At 71.2% G+C, this 18,020-nt stretch carries 17 protein-coding genes and 1 riboswitch; of the genes, 12 read left to right on the top strand and 5 right to left on the bottom strand.

Annotation, left to right across the window (positions count from 1 at the left end; all coding sequences use genetic code 11):
• Positions 1-17 precede the first annotated feature (17 nt).
• Together KUA19_RS14775 and KUA19_RS14780 are read left to right on the top strand one after the other, a co-directional pair.
• Positions 18-1,235 (top strand): winged helix-turn-helix domain-containing protein, encoded by a 1,218-nt coding sequence (locus tag KUA19_RS14775; protein WP_217394627.1) that lies wholly within the window; start codon positions 18-20, stop codon positions 1,233-1,235.
• A gap of 77 nt (positions 1,236-1,312) precedes the next feature.
• Complete coding sequence (locus tag KUA19_RS14780) at positions 1,313-1,729, top strand: DUF2752 domain-containing protein (protein ID WP_217394626.1); 417 nt, start codon at positions 1,313-1,315, stop codon at positions 1,727-1,729.
• Positions 1,730-1,912: 183 nt separating this feature from the next.
• Here the strand turns inward: KUA19_RS14780 and KUA19_RS14785 are convergent, their stop codons facing one another.
• Positions 1,913-2,713, bottom strand: a complete 801-nt coding sequence (locus tag KUA19_RS14785) for a DUF4097 family beta strand repeat-containing protein (RefSeq protein ID WP_217393660.1) — start codon at positions 2,711-2,713, stop codon at positions 1,913-1,915.
• A gap of 18 nt (positions 2,714-2,731) precedes the next feature.
• Positions 2,732-3,217 (bottom strand): toxin-antitoxin system HicB family antitoxin, encoded by a 486-nt coding sequence (locus tag KUA19_RS14790; protein WP_217393658.1) that lies wholly within the window; start codon positions 3,215-3,217, stop codon positions 2,732-2,734.
• Between the two features lie 164 nt (positions 3,218-3,381).
• Between KUA19_RS14790 and thyX the strand changes: the two genes are divergently transcribed.
• The 5 genes from thyX to KUA19_RS14815 all read left to right on the top strand — a co-directional run bounded on the left by thyX (position 3,382) and on the right by KUA19_RS14815 (position 10,753).
• The gene (gene thyX / locus KUA19_RS14795; RefSeq protein WP_217394625.1) at positions 3,382-4,125 is read left to right on the top strand and encodes an FAD-dependent thymidylate synthase; all 744 of its coding nucleotides are present in this window, start codon (positions 3,382-3,384) and stop codon (positions 4,123-4,125) included.
• 41 nt (positions 4,126-4,166) lie between these two features.
• The gene (gene dapA / locus KUA19_RS14800) at positions 4,167-5,063 is read left to right on the top strand and encodes a 4-hydroxy-tetrahydrodipicolinate synthase (RefSeq protein ID WP_217393657.1); all 897 of its coding nucleotides are present in this window, start codon (positions 4,167-4,169) and stop codon (positions 5,061-5,063) included.
• Positions 5,064-5,186: 123 nt separating this feature from the next.
• The gene (locus KUA19_RS14805; protein ID WP_217394624.1) at positions 5,187-6,872 is read left to right on the top strand and encodes a ribonuclease J; all 1,686 of its coding nucleotides are present in this window, start codon (positions 5,187-5,189) and stop codon (positions 6,870-6,872) included.
• A gap of 265 nt (positions 6,873-7,137) precedes the next feature.
• Positions 7,138-9,603: a DNA translocase FtsK gene (locus tag KUA19_RS14810; protein WP_217393655.1), complete on the top strand. Its 2,466-nt coding sequence runs from the start codon at positions 7,138-7,140 to the stop codon at positions 9,601-9,603.
• 34 nt (positions 9,604-9,637) lie between these two features.
• Positions 9,638-10,753 carry a low temperature requirement protein A gene (locus KUA19_RS14815; RefSeq protein WP_217393653.1) on the top strand — a complete coding sequence of 372 codons (1,116 nt, stop codon included), beginning with the start codon at positions 9,638-9,640 and terminating at the stop codon, positions 10,751-10,753.
• 126 nt (positions 10,754-10,879) lie between these two features.
• On the opposite strand, the gene KUA19_RS14820 is transcribed toward KUA19_RS14815, so the two are convergent.
• Complete coding sequence (locus KUA19_RS14820) at positions 10,880-11,212, bottom strand: CBU_0592 family membrane protein (RefSeq protein ID WP_217393651.1); 333 nt, start codon at positions 11,210-11,212, stop codon at positions 10,880-10,882.
• 11 nt (positions 11,213-11,223) lie between these two features.
• Positions 11,224-11,291: riboswitch (guanidine-III (ykkC-III) riboswitch) on the bottom strand.
• A 178-nt stretch (positions 11,292-11,469) separates the two neighbouring features.
• Here KUA19_RS14820 and rimO point away from each other — a divergent pair.
• From rimO to KUA19_RS14845, 5 genes are all read left to right on the top strand, one after another.
• The gene (gene rimO / locus KUA19_RS14825) at positions 11,470-12,975 is read left to right on the top strand and encodes a 30S ribosomal protein S12 methylthiotransferase RimO (protein WP_217393649.1); all 1,506 of its coding nucleotides are present in this window, start codon (positions 11,470-11,472) and stop codon (positions 12,973-12,975) included.
• A 1-nt stretch (position 12,976) separates the two neighbouring features.
• Positions 12,977-13,576: a CDP-diacylglycerol--glycerol-3-phosphate 3-phosphatidyltransferase gene (pgsA, locus tag KUA19_RS14830; protein ID WP_372451737.1), complete on the top strand. Its 600-nt coding sequence runs from the start codon at positions 12,977-12,979 to the stop codon at positions 13,574-13,576.
• Positions 13,573-14,412: an arylamine N-acetyltransferase family protein gene (locus KUA19_RS14835; protein WP_217393645.1), complete on the top strand. Its 840-nt coding sequence runs from the start codon at positions 13,573-13,575 to the stop codon at positions 14,410-14,412. Before pgsA ends, KUA19_RS14835 begins: the two co-directional genes overlap by 4 nt.
• A gap of 91 nt (positions 14,413-14,503) precedes the next feature.
• Positions 14,504-15,043, top strand: a complete 540-nt coding sequence (locus KUA19_RS14840; RefSeq protein WP_308167251.1) for a CinA family protein — start codon at positions 14,504-14,506, stop codon at positions 15,041-15,043.
• A 206-nt stretch (positions 15,044-15,249) separates the two neighbouring features.
• On the top strand, positions 15,250-15,702 hold the full coding sequence (locus KUA19_RS14845) for a helix-turn-helix domain-containing protein (protein ID WP_217393643.1): 453 nt from the start codon (positions 15,250-15,252) through the stop codon (positions 15,700-15,702).
• Positions 15,703-15,937: 235 nt separating this feature from the next.
• On the opposite strand, the gene KUA19_RS14850 is transcribed toward KUA19_RS14845, so the two are convergent.
• Positions 15,938-16,717 (bottom strand): SAM hydrolase/SAM-dependent halogenase family protein, encoded by a 780-nt coding sequence (locus tag KUA19_RS14850; RefSeq protein ID WP_217393641.1) that lies wholly within the window; start codon positions 16,715-16,717, stop codon positions 15,938-15,940.
• 22 nt (positions 16,718-16,739) lie between these two features.
• Entirely contained in the window at positions 16,740-17,918 is a 1,179-nt protein-coding gene (locus KUA19_RS14855) for an acyltransferase family protein (RefSeq protein WP_217393639.1), read from the bottom strand.
• Between the last annotated feature and the right edge of the window lie 102 nt (positions 17,919-18,020).

An 18,020-nucleotide genomic window follows, 5' to 3' on the forward strand; every position in this document is an offset into this window, starting at 1 on the left:
CGGGCGGCGTGGAGTCGATGACGATCGCGCAGGCACGGCGAATGGCACTGGCGGCCCAGGGGTTCACCGACCGGGCGCCCAAGGGCGCGATCGAGGCGCGGCACCTGCGCAAGGTGGTGGTCGGCCGCACCGGACTGTTGCAGATCGACTCCGTCAACGTGCTCCAGCGGGCGCACTACCTGCCGGTTTACAGCCGACTGGGGGCGTACGACCCGACTGTGCTGGATTCGGCGAGCGCCCGACGGCCGCGCTGGCTGTTCGAGTACTGGGGACACGAGGCCTCGCTGCTGCCGGTCCAGCTGCAGCCGCTGTTCCGGTGGCGGATGGCGCGGGCCGAGGGCGCCTGGGGTGGGCCGCGCAGCATCGCCGTGCAGCGTCCCGACCTGGTCGCCTGGGTGCTCAAGGAGGTCGGCGAGCGCGGTCCGGTGACCGCCGCGCAGATCGAGCAGGACGTGCCACGGCCCAAGGACAACTGGGGCTGGAACTGGTCGGACGTGAAGAAGGCGCTGGAGTGGCTGTTCTACGCCGGCGACATCACCTCCGCCGGGCGCACCAGCCAGTTCGCCCGGCTGTACGACCTGACCGACCGGGTGCTGCCCGCCGCGGTCGTGCACACGCCCACGCCGGAACCGGCCGAGGCGTACCGGCGCCTGGTCGAACTGTCCGCCCGCGGTCTGGGCGTGGCCGCCGAGCCGGAGCTGCGCGACTACTTCCGACTGCCGCTGGACGGGACGCGGGCCGCCATCGCCGACCTGGCCGAGGAGGGCGTGCTGGTGCCGGTGGAGGTGCGCGGTTGGAAGCAGCGGGCGTGGCGACACCGTGACGCCGCGATGCCGCGCCGGGTGTCGGTGTCGACCCTGGTCAGCCCGTTCGATCCGCTGATCTGGGAACGCGGCCGCACCGAGCGGCTGTTCGACCTGCGCTACCGCATCGAGATCTACGTGCCGCAGGAGCAGCGGGTGCACGGGTATTACGTGCTGCCGTTCCTGCACGGCGACCGGTTCGCCGCGCGCGTCGACCTCAAGGCCGACCGGCGCGCCGGGGTGCTGCGGGTGCCCGCCGCGTGGGCCGAGCCGGGCGTCGACCCGCAGGTCACCGCCCAGGCGCTCGCGGTGGAGCTGCGCCGCCTGGCCGACTGGCTGGGGCTGTCCGAGGTGGCCCCGCCCGAACGGGGTGATCTGGCCTCGGCGCTGGCCGATGCGGGTGTGCGTGGCAGTGTAAGTTCAGTGGTGTGACTGAGGCCTCCGCGTACCCTGACGCCGGGCACTTCGCCCCGCCGCCCGTCGACCGGGCCAGCCGGTTCGTCGAGTGGATGCGCGCGCACACGCCCCGCTGGGCGGTGCCGCTGGCGGCGCTGGGCTGCATCGGCGGCGCGCTCGGATACACGCTGCTGGTCGACCCGACCAACAACCCCGCGGAAGCGACCCCGACCTGCCTGGTCAAGCTGCTCACCGGGTTCGACTGCCCGGGCTGCGGGGGTACGCGCGCGGCCTGGTACCTGATGCACGGCGACCTGCCCGCGGCGGCCCGCCACCACCTGCTCTTCACCTTCGCGGTGCCGTTCCTGATCTACATGTACGTCGCGTGGGCGGGCAACACCACGTTCCGGTGGAAGCTGCCGCAGCTGCGGATCACGCCGAAGCTGGTGGGGCTGTTCCTGGGGGCGTGGGGTGTCTTCATGGTGCTGCGCAACCTGCCCTGGGCCCCGTTCACGTACTTCTTCGTGTGACCCGGTCCGCCTCGGCGGATCGACGAGGGCGTCTCGCCCCGACATGGCATCGACACTGGCCTATCCAGAGGGCGACTTCGCTGATTTCGTCCTCTGGATAGGCCAGTGTCTATTCAAAAGCGGGGCTGTCGCGGCCCGGGTCGCCGGGGGCGGGAGGAGGCGTCCGCTCTCCGGCGACACGGATCACCCGTTGACGCGGCGCAGGGTGACGTCACCGCTGGCGGTGCGGGTCTTGATGGTCAGGCTGTGGCCCGTCGCCACGGGCGAGCCCGGCATGGACAGATCGCTGGCGGTGCGCCCGGAGACCGTGTTCACGTCGAGCCACACTCCCGTACCGGCCGCGACGCCGACGGTCACGTCGCCGCTGGCGGTGTTGATCCGGATCTCGCCCTGCCGGGTGATCCCGAACGCGACATCGCCCGAGGCGGTGGTGACTTTGGCGTCGCGGGCCGCGGCTTCGATCTCCACGTCGCCGCTGGCGGTGTGCACGGTGATCTCGCCGCCGACCTGTCCGGTGCGGACGTCGCCGGAGGCGCTCTTGACCCGCAGCGCACCGCCCACCTCGCCCAGTCGGACATCGCCGCTGGCGGTGTTGACGCTGGTGTCGCCGGTGACTCGCTCGACCTCGACGTCACCGCTGGCGGTGTTGACGACCACATCGTGGTATCGACCGGTGATGCTCGCGTCGGCCGAGGCGATGCTGACGCTCAACGCGCTGTCGGCGGGCAGCTCGACACGGACCAGCAGTTTCGCGCGGCGGAACAGCCGCCAGCCGCCGTGTTCGGGGGCGCTGACCAGCAGGCGGTGGCCGTCGACCAGCTCCACCCGGCACTCCTCGACGGCCTGGGCGCTGGCCTCGCTGCTGTCCAGCGGGGTGATGCTGACGGTCGCGGTCTGGCGGTCGCCCGCCACGACCTCGAGACGTCCGGCCGACAACTTCAGGTCGGCGTGGATGGTGCCGTTGCAGGGGAACTCACGGTTCATGGTCGGCTCCTCGCCGTTTCAGGCCTGGGCGAAGCCGGTGATCCGGCGCCCGTGGTGGGTGGTCGGGGGTGCGGGCATCGGCCCGCGCAGCGCGTTGGCGGTGGCCCGGACGAGCCAGGCGTTGACGGAGATGCCCTCGGCGGCGGCGGCGCGCTCGACGCCCTCCTTGAGGCCTTCGGGCAGGCGCAGCGTGAGCCGGGTCAGGTCGCCGCTCTCCACGACGGGTGCGGCCGGTGCGGCTTCCGGCGTCTCCGCCGGGGTCGCGGTGGTGGTGACCACCAGGTCGGCTTCGCGGCCGCGCAGGCGGACCTCGACGGTCGCGCCGTCGAGCTTGGTGGTGATCTCCGCGGTGGCGTCGGCGAGCACCTCGATCAGGCACAGCCGGGCCGAGGCGTCCAGCGCGGTGGCGAGCAGGTCCGCCACGCGGGCGGTCTCCTCACCGCCGGGTGCGGCGGTCGCGGTCAGATCCCGCCGCAGGGAGTCGAGGTACGGGGACAGGTCCATGACACCACTATGACGTCAGAAGTGACGTCATGCAAGCGTCAATTCTGACGTCGTCTTGACGGTAGTGACGTCATAGATGGCGTCACTCGCGCGCAAGGGTGACCCTCGCCTCCCGCGAGCAGCCAGAAGGGGTCGGTCCACTAGGATCAGCCGTTGTGACTGAGATCGTGAAGCCTTCGGTGCAGTTGATCGCGTGGACGAACTTCCAGGCTCCGGCCGACGTGGAGTGGGATACCGATGCCGACGGCGGCCAGGCGCTGGCGGAGTTCGCCGGGCGGGCCTGCTACCAGTCCTGGACCAAGCCGAACCCGGCCACCGCGACCAACGAGGGCTACCTGCGGCACATCCTCGAGGTCGGGCACCTGTCGGTGCTGGAGCACGGCACGGCCACGTTCTACTTCACCGGCGTGTCACGTTCATTCACGCACGAGCTGATCCGGCACCGGCACTTCTCGTACTCCCAGCTGTCCCAGCGGTATGTCCCCGAGCGTGACGCGGCCATGGTCGAGCCCGAGGTGATCGCGGCCAATCCGGAGCTGCACAAGAAGTTCGTCGAGGCGAGCGAGGCCGCGGTGCGGGCGTACAACGAGCTGCTGGAGGGCCTGGAGGCGACCTTCGCCGACGTGCCCAACGCGACCCTGCGCCGCAAGCAGGCCCGTCAGGCCGCCCGCTCGGTGCTGCCCAACGCCACCGAGACCCGGATCGTGGTCACCGGCAACTACCGCGCCTGGCGGCACTTCATCGCCATGCGCGCCACCGAGCACGCCGACGTGGAGATCCGCGAGCTGGCCGTGGCCACGCTGCGCCACCTCCAGCAGCTCGCGCCGAACGTGTTCGGCGACTTCACCATCAGTACCCTGCCCGACGGCACGGAGATCGCCTCCAGCGTCTTCACCTGGGAGTCCTGAGGCCAGGGCTGGCACCCACGGTATTCCGCTAGGTTGTGTGCATGACGTACGACGCTCACCGGCCCTTCGGCCGCCTGATCACCGCGATGGTCACCCCGTTCCGCCAGGACGGCTCCCTCGATGTCGACGGAGCCGCCAAGCTTGCCGCGTACCTCGTGGACGAGCAGCGCAACGACGCGTTGGTCATCAACGGCACCGCCGGTGAGTCGCCCACCACCACCGACGCCGAGAAGGAGACTCTCGTGCGCGCCGTGGTCGAGGCCGTCGGCGACCGGGTGCAGGTGTTGGCCGGGGTGGGCACGTTCGACACGCACCACACGATCGAGCTGGCCCACGGCGCGCAGCGGGCGGGCGCGCACGGCCTGCTGCTCGTGACGCCGTACTACTCCCGGCCGCCGCAGGCCGGGGTCGAGCGGCACTTCCTGGCGGTGGCGCAGGCCTCCGAACTTCCGATCATGCTGTACGACATTCCGCACCGCACCGGCACCGCGATCGCCACCGACACGTTCCGCCGGGTGGCCGAGCATGAGCGCATCGTGGCGGTCAAGGACGCCAAGGGCGACCTGACGGCGGCCTCCTGGGTCATGCGCGACACGGGGCTGGCCTTCTACTCCGGCGACGACGCCAACACGCTGCCGCTGCTGTCGGTCGGCGCGGTCGGCGTGGTCGGCACCTCGACCCACCTGATCGGGCCCGGCACCAAAGAGATGATCGAGGCGTACGAGCGGGGCGACGTCGCCACCGCGCTGCGCCTGCACCGGCAGCTGCTGCCGCTGTTCACCGGCATCTTCCGTACCGCGGGGACGATCCTGACCAAGGCCGCGCTGAACACCCGCGGCCTGCCCGCGGGCCCGGTGCGCGCACCGTTGGTGGACGCGACCGAGGCCGAACTGGCCCAGCTGCGCGCCGACTGCGCGGCGGCGGGCGCGGCGCTCTAAGACGTACCGGCGGCGTCGAGCCGCCAGCAGAACGGCACGCCGCGCGTGCCGACAGATTGGCGGCATGTCGAAAGCCGCCAAGCCCGAAGGAGAGATTAATTGACCGCAGCGAATTTGGACGCGGTGCGTAGCGCAAGTCTGGGCGCACCGCCGCCGCTGCCCGAGGGCGGCCTGCGCATCATCCCGCTGGGCGGATTGGGTGCCATCGGCCGGAACATGACGGTGTTCGAGTTCGGCGGCAAACTGCTCGTCGTCGACTGCGGCGTGCTGTTCCCCGACACCGCCGACCAGCCGGGCGTCGACTTGATCCTGCCCGACTTCGCCCCGATCCTGGACCGCCTGGAGGACGTGCAGGCGATCGTGCTCACGCACGGGCACGAGGACCACATCGGCGCGGTGCCGTACCTGCTCGCCCACAAGAGCGACATTCCGCTGGTTGGCTCGCAGTTCACGCTGGCGCTGATCGAGGCGAAGCTGGCCGAGCGGCGTATCACGCCGTACACGCTGACCGTGAGCGAGGGGCAGCGCGAGCGGCTCGGCCCGTTCGAGCTGGAGTTCTTCGCGGTCAACCACTCCATCCCGGACGCGCTGGCCGTGGCCATCCGCACCGACGCGGGGCTGGTGCTGCACACCGGCGACTTCAAGATGGACCAGCTGCCGCTGGACGGGCGCATCACCGACCTGGCCGGGTTCGCGCGCCTGGGTGCCGAGGGCGTCGACCTGCTGCTGTCGGACTCGACCAACGCCGAGATCCCCGGCTTCGTCACCCCGGAGAAGGAGATCGGCCCGGTACTGGCCTCGATCTTCCACAAGGCGAAGGGCCGCATCATCGTGGCCTCGTTCGCCTCGCACGTGCACCGGGTGCAGCAGGTGCTCGACGCCGCCGAGGAGAACGGCCGCAAGGTCGCCCTCATCGGCCGCAGCATGGTCCGCAACATGGGCATCGCCCGTGACCTCGGCCTGCTGCGGGTCAAGCCCGGCCAGGTGGTCAACCTGGAGGACGCGGCCAGCCTGCCGCCGGACGAGATCGTGCTGATGTCGACCGGGTCGCAGGGCGAGCCGATGAGCGCCCTGGGCCGGATGGCCACCGGCGACCACCGCCACATCACCGTCGCCCCCGGCGACACGGTGGTGCTGGCCAGCTCGCTGGTGCCCGGCAACGAGACCAGCGTGTACCGGGTGATCAACCAGCTCGCCCGCGCCGGCGCCACCGTGATCCACAAGGACGTGGCGAAGGTGCACGTCAGCGGGCACGCCCCGGCCGGGGAGCTGCTGTACCTGCTGAATGTGGTGAAGCCCAGCAACCTGATGCCGGTGCACGGCGAATGGCGCCACCTGCGCGCCCACGCCCGCCTCGGCGTCGAGTCGGGCGTGCAGGCGGACCGCGTGGTGCTGTGCGAGGACGGCGACGTCGTCGACCTGGTCGAGGGCCACGCCAAGCTGGTCGGCCACGTCAAGAGCCGGTACGTCTACGTCGACGGTCTGGCCATCGGCGACGTCGGCGAGAGCCTGCTCACCGAGCGCCGGGTGCTCGGTGACGGTGGCTTCATCGCGGTCACCGTGGTGGTCGACTCGGTCACCGGCAAGGTCGTCGGTGGGCCGATGCTGTCGGCCAAGGGCTTCTCCGAGGACCCGGCCGCCTTCGACCCGGCCCTGCCGCTGGTCACCGAGGCGCTGGACCGGGCGGCCCTCGACGGCGTGACGGATTCCCACCAGCTCCAGCAGATCGTCCGCCGGGTGGTCGGCCGCTGGGTCAACGAGGCCTACCGCCGCCGCCCCATGATCGTCCCCACCGTCCTGGAGGTCTGACTCCCGCGGCTGTGCCACCCTCTCCACGTCGATCATGAACTTATGGCACGGTTCAACGGCGTGTCGTGGGCACAACTTCCTGATCGCCGGGCCTGCGAGCGTCGCGGGTTGCCGAGGTCAACAGGAGGCTGTGTCAAGGACACGCCGTCGAACCGCGCCATAAGTTCATGATCGACGGGAAAAGGGGGTGGGGGGTCTGAGATGGACGGGGAGACACGGGGGGAAAAGCGAGGAGTTGTCGATGATCTCCTCTACCGTGTGAGGCATGGCGGGCCGTACCTCCTCTTCAAGCCGTCGTCGAGCTGCCACGCCGACGAAGGCGACGGCTGCGCGTACCCGACAGGCGGGCCGTAACGCCCCCGCGCGACGACCGGCGGCCCGGTCGCGTGCGCGGCGGCCGCGGCTGACCGTGAACCCTGTCGCCCTGGTCGGACGTGGCCTGGGTGCGATATGGATGGCCGTGGCGCACGGCGTCGGCTGGATCGCCCGCGCGGCGGGCAGCCAGGCGGCCAAGGCGCGCGACCTCGACCCGGAGCACCGCCGCGACGGCGTCGGCCTGCTGCTGCTCGGCGCGGCGATCCTGCTCGGGGTCGCCATCTGGGGCGGCGGCGCCGGACCGTTCGGGGAGTGGCTCGCCACCACGATCAGGTTCTTCATCGGCGCGACCGCTGCCGCGCTGCCACTGCTGCTGGCGGTGTCGGCGATCCGGGCGATGCGCTCGGAGCCCGATCCGGCCCAGCGCGGCCGGGGCGTGGTCGGCTGGACCGCGCTGGCCGTGTCCAGCACCGGCATCCTGCACATCGCGCAGCACCCGGTCGACCCGATCCAGATGGAGTACGCCGGCGGCCTGCTCGGCAAGCTGCTCGGCGGCGGCCTGGACAGCGCGGTGACGGCCTGGGTGGCCGTACCGCTGCTGCTGATCCTGCTCGGGTTCGGTCTGCTCGTGGTCACCGCGACCCCGGTCAACAAGATCCCGGAGCGGCTGGCCGCGGCACGCGACATGATGCTGGGCACCGGCGCGCCGCCCCCGGACGAGGACGAGCCGCAGGAGATCCCGGCGCCGCGCCGCAAGCGGCTCACCCCGCCCGCCGCGTTCAACCCGCCGCCGGAGCCCGGCGACGAGGACTTCGACCCCGAACTCGCCGAGCACGAGACCGTCGCCATCGACCGGCTGCCCAAGCCGCCGCGCAAGCGGCCGGAGCCGCCGCAGCACACCCCGCCGCCGACCAGGACGGAGCAGCTGCTGCTGCCCAGCCTCGGCGGCGACTACGCCCTGCCGCCGCCGAACCTGCTGAAGCAGGGTGAGGCGGCCAAGAGTCGGTCCAAGGCCAACGACGAGGTCATCGCGGCGCTGGCGCACGTGTTCGACCAGTTCGACGTCGACGCCGCCGTCACCGGGTTCACCCGCGGCCCGACCGTCACCCGGTACGAGGTGGAGCTCGGGCTCGGGGTGAAGGTGGAGCGGATCACCGCCCTGTCCCGCAACATCGCGTACGCGGTGAAGAGCCCCGACGTGCGCATCCTCAGCCCGATCCCGGGCAAGAGCGCCGTCGGCGTGGAGATCCCCAACACCGACCGCGAGGACGTGGCCCTCGGCGACGTGCTGCGTTCGCGCATCGCCACCAGCGAGACGCACCCGATGGTGGTGGCGCTGGGCAAGGATATCGAGGGCGGCTACGTGGTGGCCAACCTCGCCAAGATGCCGCACATCCTCATCGCGGGCGCGACCGGCGCGGGCAAGTCCAGCTGCCTGAACTCGCTGCTGGTGTCGATCCTGGTCCGGGCCACGCCCGACCAGGTGCGGCTGCTGCTGGTCGACCCGAAGCGGGTGGAGCTCACCTCGTACGAGGGGATCCCGCACCTGGTCACCCCGATCGTCACCAACCCGAAGAAGGCGGCCGACGCCCTCGAGTGGGTGGTGCGCGAGATGGACATGCGCTACGACGACCTGGCCGCGGCCGGGGTGCGCCACATCGACGACTACAACCGCAAGCTGCGGGCGGGGCAGATCAAGCCGCCGCCGGGCTCGGAGCGCGTGCTCACGCCGTACCCCTATCTGCTGGTCGTGGTCGACGAGCTGGCCGACCTGATGATGGTCGCCCCGCGCGACGTCGAGGACTCGATCGTGCGGATCACCCAGCTGGCGCGTGCCGCGGGCATCCATCTGGTACTGGCCACCCAGCGGCCCTCGGTCGACGTGGTGACCGGTCTGATCAAGGCGAACGTGCCGTCGCGGCTGGCGTTCGCGACCAGCTCGCTGGCCGACTCGCGGGTCATCCTGGACCAGCCCGGCGCCGAGAAGCTGATCGGTCGCGGCGACGCCCTGTTCCTGCCGATGGGCGCCAGCAAGCCGCAGCGCATCCAGGGCTCCTGGGTCGCCGAGAACGAGATCAACGACATCGTCGCGTTCTGCAAGCGGCAGCGCCAGCCGGAGTTCAAGCCCGAGGTGCTGGCGGTGCCGACCGAGGGCAAGAAGAAGGTCGACGAGGAGATCGGCGACGACCTGCAGCTGCTGATCCAGGCGGTCGAGCTGGTGGTGGTGTCGCAGCTCGGCTCGACCAGCATGCTGCAGCGCAAGCTGCGGGTCGGCTTCGCCAAGGCCGGGCGGCTGATGGACCTGATGGAGACCCGCGGCATCGTCGGGCCGTCCGAGGGCTCCAAGGCCCGCGAGGTGCTGATCAAGCCGGACGAGCTGGCGGAGGTGCTCGCCGACCTCGGCGTGGACGAGTGACCTCTGTGGACGGATGATCATCTAGGATGGCGCGGTGACCGACCCCTCTGTCGGAGTCGACCGCGAGCCGGTCGTCCGCGTGTCCACCCTGGAACTCTTCTTCGACCTGGTCTTCGTCTTCACCGTCACCCAGCTCACCGCGCTGCTGGCCGGGCACCCGACCTGGTCCGGCGCCGGGCGCGTGGTGGTCCTGCTGCTGATGATCTGGTGGATGTACGACGGCTACGCCTGGCTCACCAACCACCTCGCCCCCACCGACCACGTACGCCGCGGACTGCTGCTGCTCGGCATGTTCGGGTTCTTGATGATCGCGCTCGCCGTCCCGGGCGCGTACGCAGGCAGCGGCTGGGTCTTCGGCGCCGGATACTTCCTCGTCAACCTGATCCACAGCGGGCTGCTGTTCCGGGTCGCGCCCACGGCGATGCGCCACCTGTTCGGGCTCAACCTGCTCAGCGCCGCGCTGGTGCTCGGCGGCGGCATCGTCACCGAACCCTGGCGGACCTGGCTGTGGCTGGCCGCGATCGCGGTCATGGCAGCCTCGCCGTACCTGCACCCGCTGTCGGAGTGGAGCATCTCCTCGGCGCACTTCGTCGAGCGCCATGGGCTGATCGTGATCATCGCGCTGGGTGAGTCGGTGGTCGCAATCGGCGCCGGGGCGGCCGGGCTGGAGCTCACCCCGGCCCGGCTGGGCGTCGCCGGGCTGGGACTGTTGCTGTCGTTCCTGCTGTGGTGGCTGTACTTCGGCGGGGACGATGTGAAGGCCGAGCACGCGCTGGATTCGGTGCCGTCGGCGCGGCGCGGTCGTACGGCGCTGCACGCTTTCGGCTGGGCACACGTACCGCTGCTGCTGGGCGTGGTGGTCTTCGCGGCCGGGGTGAAGAAGGCGGTGCTGTACGCCGGGGGACACCTGTACCCGGCGTACGCGCTGCTGCTGGCGGGCGGGATCGCGGTGTTCCTGCTCGGGGACGTGCTGTTCCGCTGGGTGCTGTGCATCGGACGACGCCGCTACCGCCTGCTGGGCGCGCTCGCGGTGCTGGCCACCATCCCGCTGGGCCTGGTCAGCACCCTCGCCCAGCTGGCCACCCTGGCCGCCCTCCTCGCCACCGTCATCACCATCGAGTCCCGCCCGCCCCACCCCTCCCCGAGGTAAGGAAGGGCCCCTTGTTATCGCTTTCCGTAGTAGAAGGGCCCCTTCGTAACGGTGCGGGCGTCGACGACCTCATCCGCGACCCGCGGGTGCAGGCCGGGCGGGCGTGGCTGGGCGCCCACCGGGCCGTCAGCGGCTGTTCGTGACGGGTGCGCGCGTGCCAGCGGCTGACGGGTGCTCGCGTGCTCGCGCCGGGGCGGGTTCCGAGCTGCTCGGGGCGGGCGCAGCGCCGCGACGCAGGACGAGGTACAGCGACACCGCCGACACCGCGGCCCAGGTGCCCTCCAGCAGCAGGAAGCCCCAGTCGCGGCCGAGCCAGGCCAACCAGGCGAGCAGGCCCGCGCCCACGGTGTTGGCGACCAGATAGCCGATCGAGCGGGTCGTCGTGCGGCCCAGCTGGGCGGCCACGTAGCCGCCGAGGACGGTCAGCGCGCCGATGACCTGCAGAACGTCATGATTCATGCGCGTGGTTCTGCGCGCCGTCTTGTCGGGCCGGGTACGGCGAGCTCTCGTCCGGAACGGCGCGGTCGGGGCGCCGCCGCACCCAAGGCTAGCGCGGCGGCTCGACCGGCGGTCCGCGACAGCGAGTTAAGAAGGGGCCCTTCCTATACGCAAAACGAGAAGAAGGGGCCCTTCCTTACCTCGGGGGTGGCGTGGGTTACATACACGGGGGTGGAGGTTGGGGTGGGTGTGTCGGGTGCGCCCGGTAGCCTTGTCGAGTGCCTGCAACCTCCCCGTCACCCACCGAACAGCCCGCGCGCCGGGTCGCTCTGCTGACCCTGGGCTGCGCCCGTAACGAGGTCGACTCCGAGGAGCTGGCCGCGCGCCTGGCCGCCGACGGCTGGCAGGTCAGCACCGACGGCGAGGGCGCCGACGTCGTCCTCGTCAACACCTGCGGCTTCGTTGAGAAGGCCAAGCAGGACTCGATCGACACGCTGCTGGCCGCCGCCGACACCGGCGCCAAGGTCGTGGCCGCCGGCTGCATGGCCGAGCGCTACGGCAAGGACCTCGCGGGCAGCCTGCCCGAGGCGGCCGCCGTGCTCGGCTTCGACCACTACCCGACCATCGCGAACACCCTCGATGCCGTCCTGCGCGGCGAGCAGGTGGACTCGCACACCCCGCGCGACCGGCGCGAGCTGCTGCCGGTGGCGCCCGCCAAGCGGCGGGACACGGGCGTGATCGTGCCGGGGCACGCCGCGTTCACCAACGACGAGCACACCCCGGCGCACCTGCGCCCGGTGCTGCGCCACCGGCTGGACAGCAGCCCGGTGGCGTCGCTGAAGCTGGCCAGCGGCTGCGACCGGCGCTGCTCGTTCTGCGCGATCCCGGCGTTCCGGGGTTCGTTCGTCAGCCGTACGCCTGACGAGCTGCTCGCCGAGGCGGAGTGGCTGGCCCGGACGGGTGTGCGGGAGCTGGTGCTGGTCAGTGAGAACTCGACGTCATACGGCAAGGATCTGGGCGACCCCCGCGCGCTGGAGAAGCTGCTGCCGCAGCTGGCCGCGATCGCGGGCATCGTGCGGGTGCGGGTGAGCTACCTGCAGCCCGCCGAGACCCGGCCGGGCCTGGTCGAGGCGATCGCGACGACGCCGGGCGTGGCGCCGTACTTCGACCTCTCGTTCCAGCACTCGGCCGAGCCGGTGCTGCGGCGCATGCGCCGGTTCGGCTCGACCGAGCGGTTCCTGGAGCTGCTGGCCTCGGCCCGTGAGCTGGCGCCGGAGGCGGGCGCCCGCAGCAACTTCATCGTCGGCTTCCCGGGCGAGTCCCGGGCCGACTTCGAGGAACTGGTGCGCTTCGTCAGCGCGGCGCGGCTGGACGCGATCGGCGTGTTCGACTACTCCGACGAGGACGGCACCGAGGCCGCGGGCATGGCCGGCAAGATCGGTTCGGCGACGGTCAAGCGGCGGTACGACAAGATGCTCACCCTGGTCGAGGAGCTGTGCGGCCAGCGGGCCGAGGAGCGCCTGGGCACCCTCGTGGACGTGCTGGTCGACAGCGTGGACGGTGGCGTGGTCGAGGGTCGCGGCGCCCACCAGGCGCCCGAGGTCGACGGCTCGACCACGCTGGTGGCCGGAGCAGAAGGCGTGGATCTCGCCGCGCTGCGCCCCGGTGACCTGGTCCGGGCGCGGGTCACCGGCACCGAGGGGGTCGACCTTGTCGCAGTCCCGACGCTGATGCTCGACGCCGCGCCACGCGATCACTCGCCGCTGCTCGCCGTGGCTGGCTAACGTGTCGGTCGTGCAGGAACGTTCACGCCGGGTGCCACCCGTGCTCAATGCCGCCAACATCCTCACCGTGGTTCGGATCATCCTCGTCCCGGTCTTCGTGATGTTGGTGGTCGTTTCCGGCATGACCGACACGAAGTGGCGGATCGCCGCCGCGATCGCGTTCGGGGTGGCCTCGGCGACCGACTACATCGACGGCTGGATCGCGCGCCGGTTCGAGCTGGTCACCTCGTTCGGCAAGGTGGCCGACCCGATCGCCGACAAGGCGCTGACCGGCTCGGCGCTGATCCTGCTCAGCGTGTACGACGCGCTGCCCTGGTGGGTCACCATCGTGATCCTGATCCGGGAGTGGGGCGTGACGCTGCTGCGCTTCCTGGTGATCCGGTACGGCGGCGGCGTGATCGCGGCCAGCCGCGGCGGCAAGCTCAAGACCGTGCTGCAGATCGCCGCGATCGCGTGGTACCTGTGGCCGTTCCCGCAGCCGTGGGCCTCGGTCGGACCGTGGCTGATGGGCGCGGCGCTGGTGGTGACCGTGGTCACCGGGATCGACTACGTCGTCGCCGCGATGCGGCTGCGGCGCCGGACTCCTAAGCTCGGCTCGTGATCGATGCCTACCTGCGGCTGCTCGGGGTCAGCCGCAAACCGCCGTCACCGCAGTTCCTGCACGAGCTGCACCGCGCCCACGTGCACCGGGTGCCGTACACGAACATGGAGATCATGCTCGGGCGGCCGGGCACGGTCGACCAGGCCGAGTCGGTCGACCGGGTGGTGCGCCGCCGGGGCGGCTACTGCTTCCAGCTCAACGGCGCCTTCGCCGCGCTGCTGCGCGAGCTGGGCTTCACCGTGACCATGCATCGGGGGTACGTCGTCAGCGACCTGACCCAGGTCACCGCCGACCTCAACCACCTCGCCCTGCTGGTGCACGACCTGCCCGACGACGCCCACCCGGACGGCGTGTGGTTCGCCGACACCGGCCTTGGCGACGCGTTCTTCGAGCCGCTGCCGCTGCGCCACGGCGACCACCGCCAGGGCCCGTTCGGGTACGCGTTGGCGCAGACGCCCCGCGACGAGCCCGGCTGGCGGCTGCACCACGACCCGACCGGGTCCTTCCTGGCCTGCGACGTCATCGCCGCGCCCGCCGAGATCGAGGACTTCGGCGGAGCGCACTCGCACCTGTCGACCTCACCGAAGTCGCCGTTCACCCAGGTCTTCACCGCGATGCGGCGCACCGGCCGCGAGGTGCAGATCCTGCGCGGCTGCGTGCTGACCACGCTCGACGACTACGGGCGCGAGGAGCAGGAGCTGCTCAGCCGCGACGAGTGGCGCCAGGCCCTGGCCGACCTGTTCGGGCTGATCGACGACGGCCTGGACCGGCTGTGGCCGTCGGTGCGTACCGCCCACGACGACTGGGCCGCCAAGCGCGCGGGTCGGGTCGCGTGAGCGCCAACGACGACTGGGCGGCCGAGCGCACGGGGTCGGGTCGCGTGAGCGCCAACGACGACCGGGCCGCCAAGCTCGCGGGACGGGTCGCGTGAGCGCCAGGGACGACGACGTCGCGATGACGGAGTTGGACCGGCGGCGCCTGGGGAACGGGGCCACCGGGGCGGGCCGGGTGGACGCGCTGGTGTCGCGGCTGGTCGAGCGCGGCGAAACCGTGGCGGCGGCGGAGTCGCTGACCGGGGGCCTGCTCACGGCCACGCTGGTGACGGTGCCGGGGGTGAGCCGGGTGCTGCGCGGCGGGCTGGTCGTCTACGCCACCGACCTGAAGCACAGCCTGGCCGGGGTCGACGAGGCCCTGCTGGCCGAGCGCGGGCCGGTCGACCCGGACGTGGCGGTCGCGCTGGCGCGGGGCGCCCGCGAGCGGTGCGGCGCCCACTGGGGGCTGTCGACCACCGGGGTCGCCGGACCCGGTCCGCAAGACGGCATTCCGGCCGGAACCGTGTTCGTGGGACTCGCCGGGCCGGACGGGCTGAGCGACGTGGTCGAGTTGCGTGTGCGCGGTGACCGGGCCGCGGTGCGAGCGACCAGCGTCGATGCCGTACTGGATCTGCTGTGGCGGGCGACAGCCTGATTTCCGCGGTTCGGAAAGGGTGGCGCGGGGTTTGGTGATCTGTGCCACTATGGCGGGAGGCGCTGGAAGAGTCGGACACCCGCATCGGCGGGGCGGGGTGTCGATCTGGCACAGAGAGAGTACGGTTCATCTCAGCCGTCGGTGACAACCGGCGGCTGACGGCATATCGGCTGCTGGTTACGGGGAACTAGAGCAGGGGGTGCGACATGGTGCTTTTGCGTCGAGTGATCGGTGATGCCCTCCGTGCCCGTCGGCAGGGACAGCATCGAACCCTGCGCGAGGTCTCCACGGCTGCCAACGTCAGCCTCGGTTACCTCTCGGAGATCGAGCGTGGTCAGAAGGAAGCGTCCAGCGAACTGCTGACGTCCATCTGCGACGCGCTCGGGGCGCGGCTGTCCGAGGTGCTGCGCGAGGTCAGTGACACGATGGCTGTCGCCGAGCAGGTCGAGGGTGTGCTGACGCCCCCGCTGCCGCGCGGTGGTCAGGACAAGCCGTTGGAGCCGATCTCGGCTCGACCGCGTACCGAGGTGGCCACCGACGGCCAGGTCTCGGTCACGGTACGCCGCGACAACCCGCTGCGCACCACGCTGCGGGCGACCCGCAACACCCGACCCACCAACCCCGGCAGCACCCGCGGCCGCGAGGTCGTAGGCGTCTGACCTGGGCCGGGCACCTTCGTAGGCCCGACCCTGCCCATCGCCCGGCCCGTACGTGGCCGGGCGACACCGCTCAACCCGAGCCCTCCGCGCGAGTCCGCGTGTGAGGGCTCCCTCATTGCCGCACTTTCGGGGAAAGTGCTGGAATCATGGGGCGAATTCGCGCACTTTCCCCGAAACTGCAGCCTCACGCGACGCGGGCGCGCGGCGCTGGGCGGGCGCGCCGCGCTGGGCGCGGTCAGGAGATGCGGACGATGTCGCCGGGGTTGACGGCGAGCATGACCGCGGCCCGGCCACCGTTGACGGCGATGGCGATGCGGTCGGCCGAGTCCGCGAAGACGACCAGCCCGCCGGAGGGCACGTCGGCGAAGGTGGTGCCGCGTACGGCGCGGCAGCCGCCCACGGTCAGCCGGTCCGGCAGTGCCGCCAGCGCCTCGCCGGACGCCGCGAGCTGCACGTTGCCGAACCGGTCCACGGTCAGCACCTCGGCTTCCAGCCAGCCGTCGCCCAGCGCGATCACCGGGTCGGGCAGCCGCACCAGGCTGTCGGCGGCCAGGTCGGGCCCGGCCTCGCCCAGGTCGGCACCGAGCGCGAGCCGGGCGGTGGCCGGGGCGAACACGTCGCGGCCGTGGAAGGTGCGCGAGACGGTGGGGGCGAACCAGTCGGTGCTGGCCAGTTCGACCGCCCGCTCGATCCCGCCGAGGGCCTGGGCGGCCCAGCCGAGCAGTCCGTTGTCGGGGCCGACGAGCAGGCCGTTCGGGGTCTGCAGAACGACGGCGCGGCGTACGGTGCCGACGCCGGGGTCGACGACGGCCAGGTGCACCGACGGGGGCAGGTAGGGCACGGTCTGGGCCAGCACGGCGGCGCCTCGGGTGACGTCGCCGGGCGGGATCTGGTGGCTGACGTCGATGACGCGAAGCTGTGGCGCGGTTCGGGCGATCATGCCGTGGCAGGACGCCACGAACCCGTCCGACAGCCCGTAGTCGGTGGTGAACGAAATCCAGTCGTATCCGGCCATACCCATCAACTTAACGCCGCTGTCACGGCCTGCCGGGCGTCCCGATCTCCCGCGGAGTGTCGATCGAGGCCGGTCCGGCCTGGGCGGGCACGGTGACCTGTGTCGACGACCTGAAGTGCCCGCGTTGCAGGCGACGGAAGAGCAGCAGCACCGGCACGGTGCAGATCAGCGGGCCGATGATGGCCAATGGGCGGGTGAGCCACCAGCCCAGGTCCACATCGGCCGGTTTGTCCATGTCGAAGGCGAACAGCACCCAGGTCAGGAACAGGAACAGCGCCATTCCGGTGGTGTGCACCAGGTACAGCGGCAGCGAGAATTCGTTGATCAGTTCGTTGGCGCGTTTCCAGCGGGGACGCTGCAGCAGGATCTGCATGCGCGGCCGCAGCAGCTCCACGAATCCGATCTGGAAGATGAGCAGCGCCACGATGACGAAGGTCGGCGGGGCCATGTTCGAGAAGCGCTCGCCGGGTACGCCGACCATCGAGCCCGGGTACAGCCCGGAGCCGACCAGGCCGGTGAGGCCGAACAGGCCCAGCCACAGCAGCGCCCAGTCGTTGCGGCGGGGCGAGTCGACGACGTTCTGGTAGAAGAAGCCCGCCTGGTGGCACAGGCCCCAGACCAGCACCATGTTGAGCCAGCCGATGTCCTCCAGGCCCCGGTCGAACCGCAGCACGTCCACGACCATCGCCGCTCCGGCCAGCCATACCAGGGCGAGCAGGCCCGCCTTGCGGTGCAGCCACAGGCCGATCGGCAGCAGCGCGATCAGCATCAGGTACACGGCCAGGAACCACAGCGGGCTGACCACCAGCTTCACCGCCCGGCCGACGCCGGTGAGGTTGAAGTACGTCCCGATCAGCGAACCCAGCCCGATCCATACCAGCAGCACGATCCCGGCCGGGATGGTCAGCTGCCGTACTCGCCGCCACACGAACGCGCCCATGCTCACGCCCCGCGTCTGGGCCCGTTCCCAGCTGCGCAGGTGCACGTAGCCGCCGATGAAGAAGAACAGCGGCATGACCTGGAACAGCCAGGTGGCCAGCCACAATCCTCGGGTGAAGCCGAGCGGGCTGGTCGCGTGCGGCCCGTCCGCGCGCCAGTCGAGGATGGTGAAGGCCCAGTGCCACACCACGACCACGATGAGGCTCAACGCCCGCAGGAAGTCCACATAGGTGTCTCGTCGGGCGGGTGGGGCGCTGGTCATGAACCGCAGCATGCCACCGCACGGCCCCGACCCGCCAGGCCTGAGCCGACCGCCGTTCCCCGGTGTTTCCCTGACCGTTTCCCCTGCCGCCGCCCTGGAGAA

It is taken from the genome of Catellatospora tritici, assembly GCF_019083965.1.
Taxonomy (GTDB): Bacteria; Actinomycetota; Actinomycetes; order Mycobacteriales; family Micromonosporaceae; genus Catellatospora; species Catellatospora tritici.

Coding starts and splice junctions, on each gene's coding strand:
- KUA19_RS14775 (WP_217394627.1), top strand. CDS start 18: ATGACGATCGCGCAGGCACGGCGAATGGCACTGGCGGCCCAGGGGTTC.
- KUA19_RS14780 (WP_217394626.1), top strand. CDS start 1,313: ATGCGCGCGCACACGCCCCGCTGGGCGGTGCCGCTGGCGGCGCTGGGC.
- KUA19_RS14785 (WP_217393660.1), bottom strand. CDS start 2,713: ATGAACCGTGAGTTCCCCTGCAACGGCACCATCCACGCCGACCTGAAG.
- KUA19_RS14790 (WP_217393658.1), bottom strand. CDS start 3,217: ATGGACCTGTCCCCGTACCTCGACTCCCTGCGGCGGGATCTGACCGCG.
- dapA (WP_217393657.1), top strand. CDS start 4,167: ATGACGTACGACGCTCACCGGCCCTTCGGCCGCCTGATCACCGCGATG.
- KUA19_RS14810 (WP_217393655.1), top strand. CDS start 7,138: ATGGCGGGCCGTACCTCCTCTTCAAGCCGTCGTCGAGCTGCCACGCCG.
- KUA19_RS14820 (WP_217393651.1), bottom strand. CDS start 11,212: ATGAATCATGACGTTCTGCAGGTCATCGGCGCGCTGACCGTCCTCGGC.
- KUA19_RS14845 (WP_217393643.1), top strand. CDS start 15,250: ATGGTGCTTTTGCGTCGAGTGATCGGTGATGCCCTCCGTGCCCGTCGG.
- KUA19_RS14850 (WP_217393641.1), bottom strand. CDS start 16,717: ATGGCCGGATACGACTGGATTTCGTTCACCACCGACTACGGGCTGTCG.
- KUA19_RS14855 (WP_217393639.1), bottom strand. CDS start 17,918: ATGACCAGCGCCCCACCCGCCCGACGAGACACCTATGTGGACTTCCTG.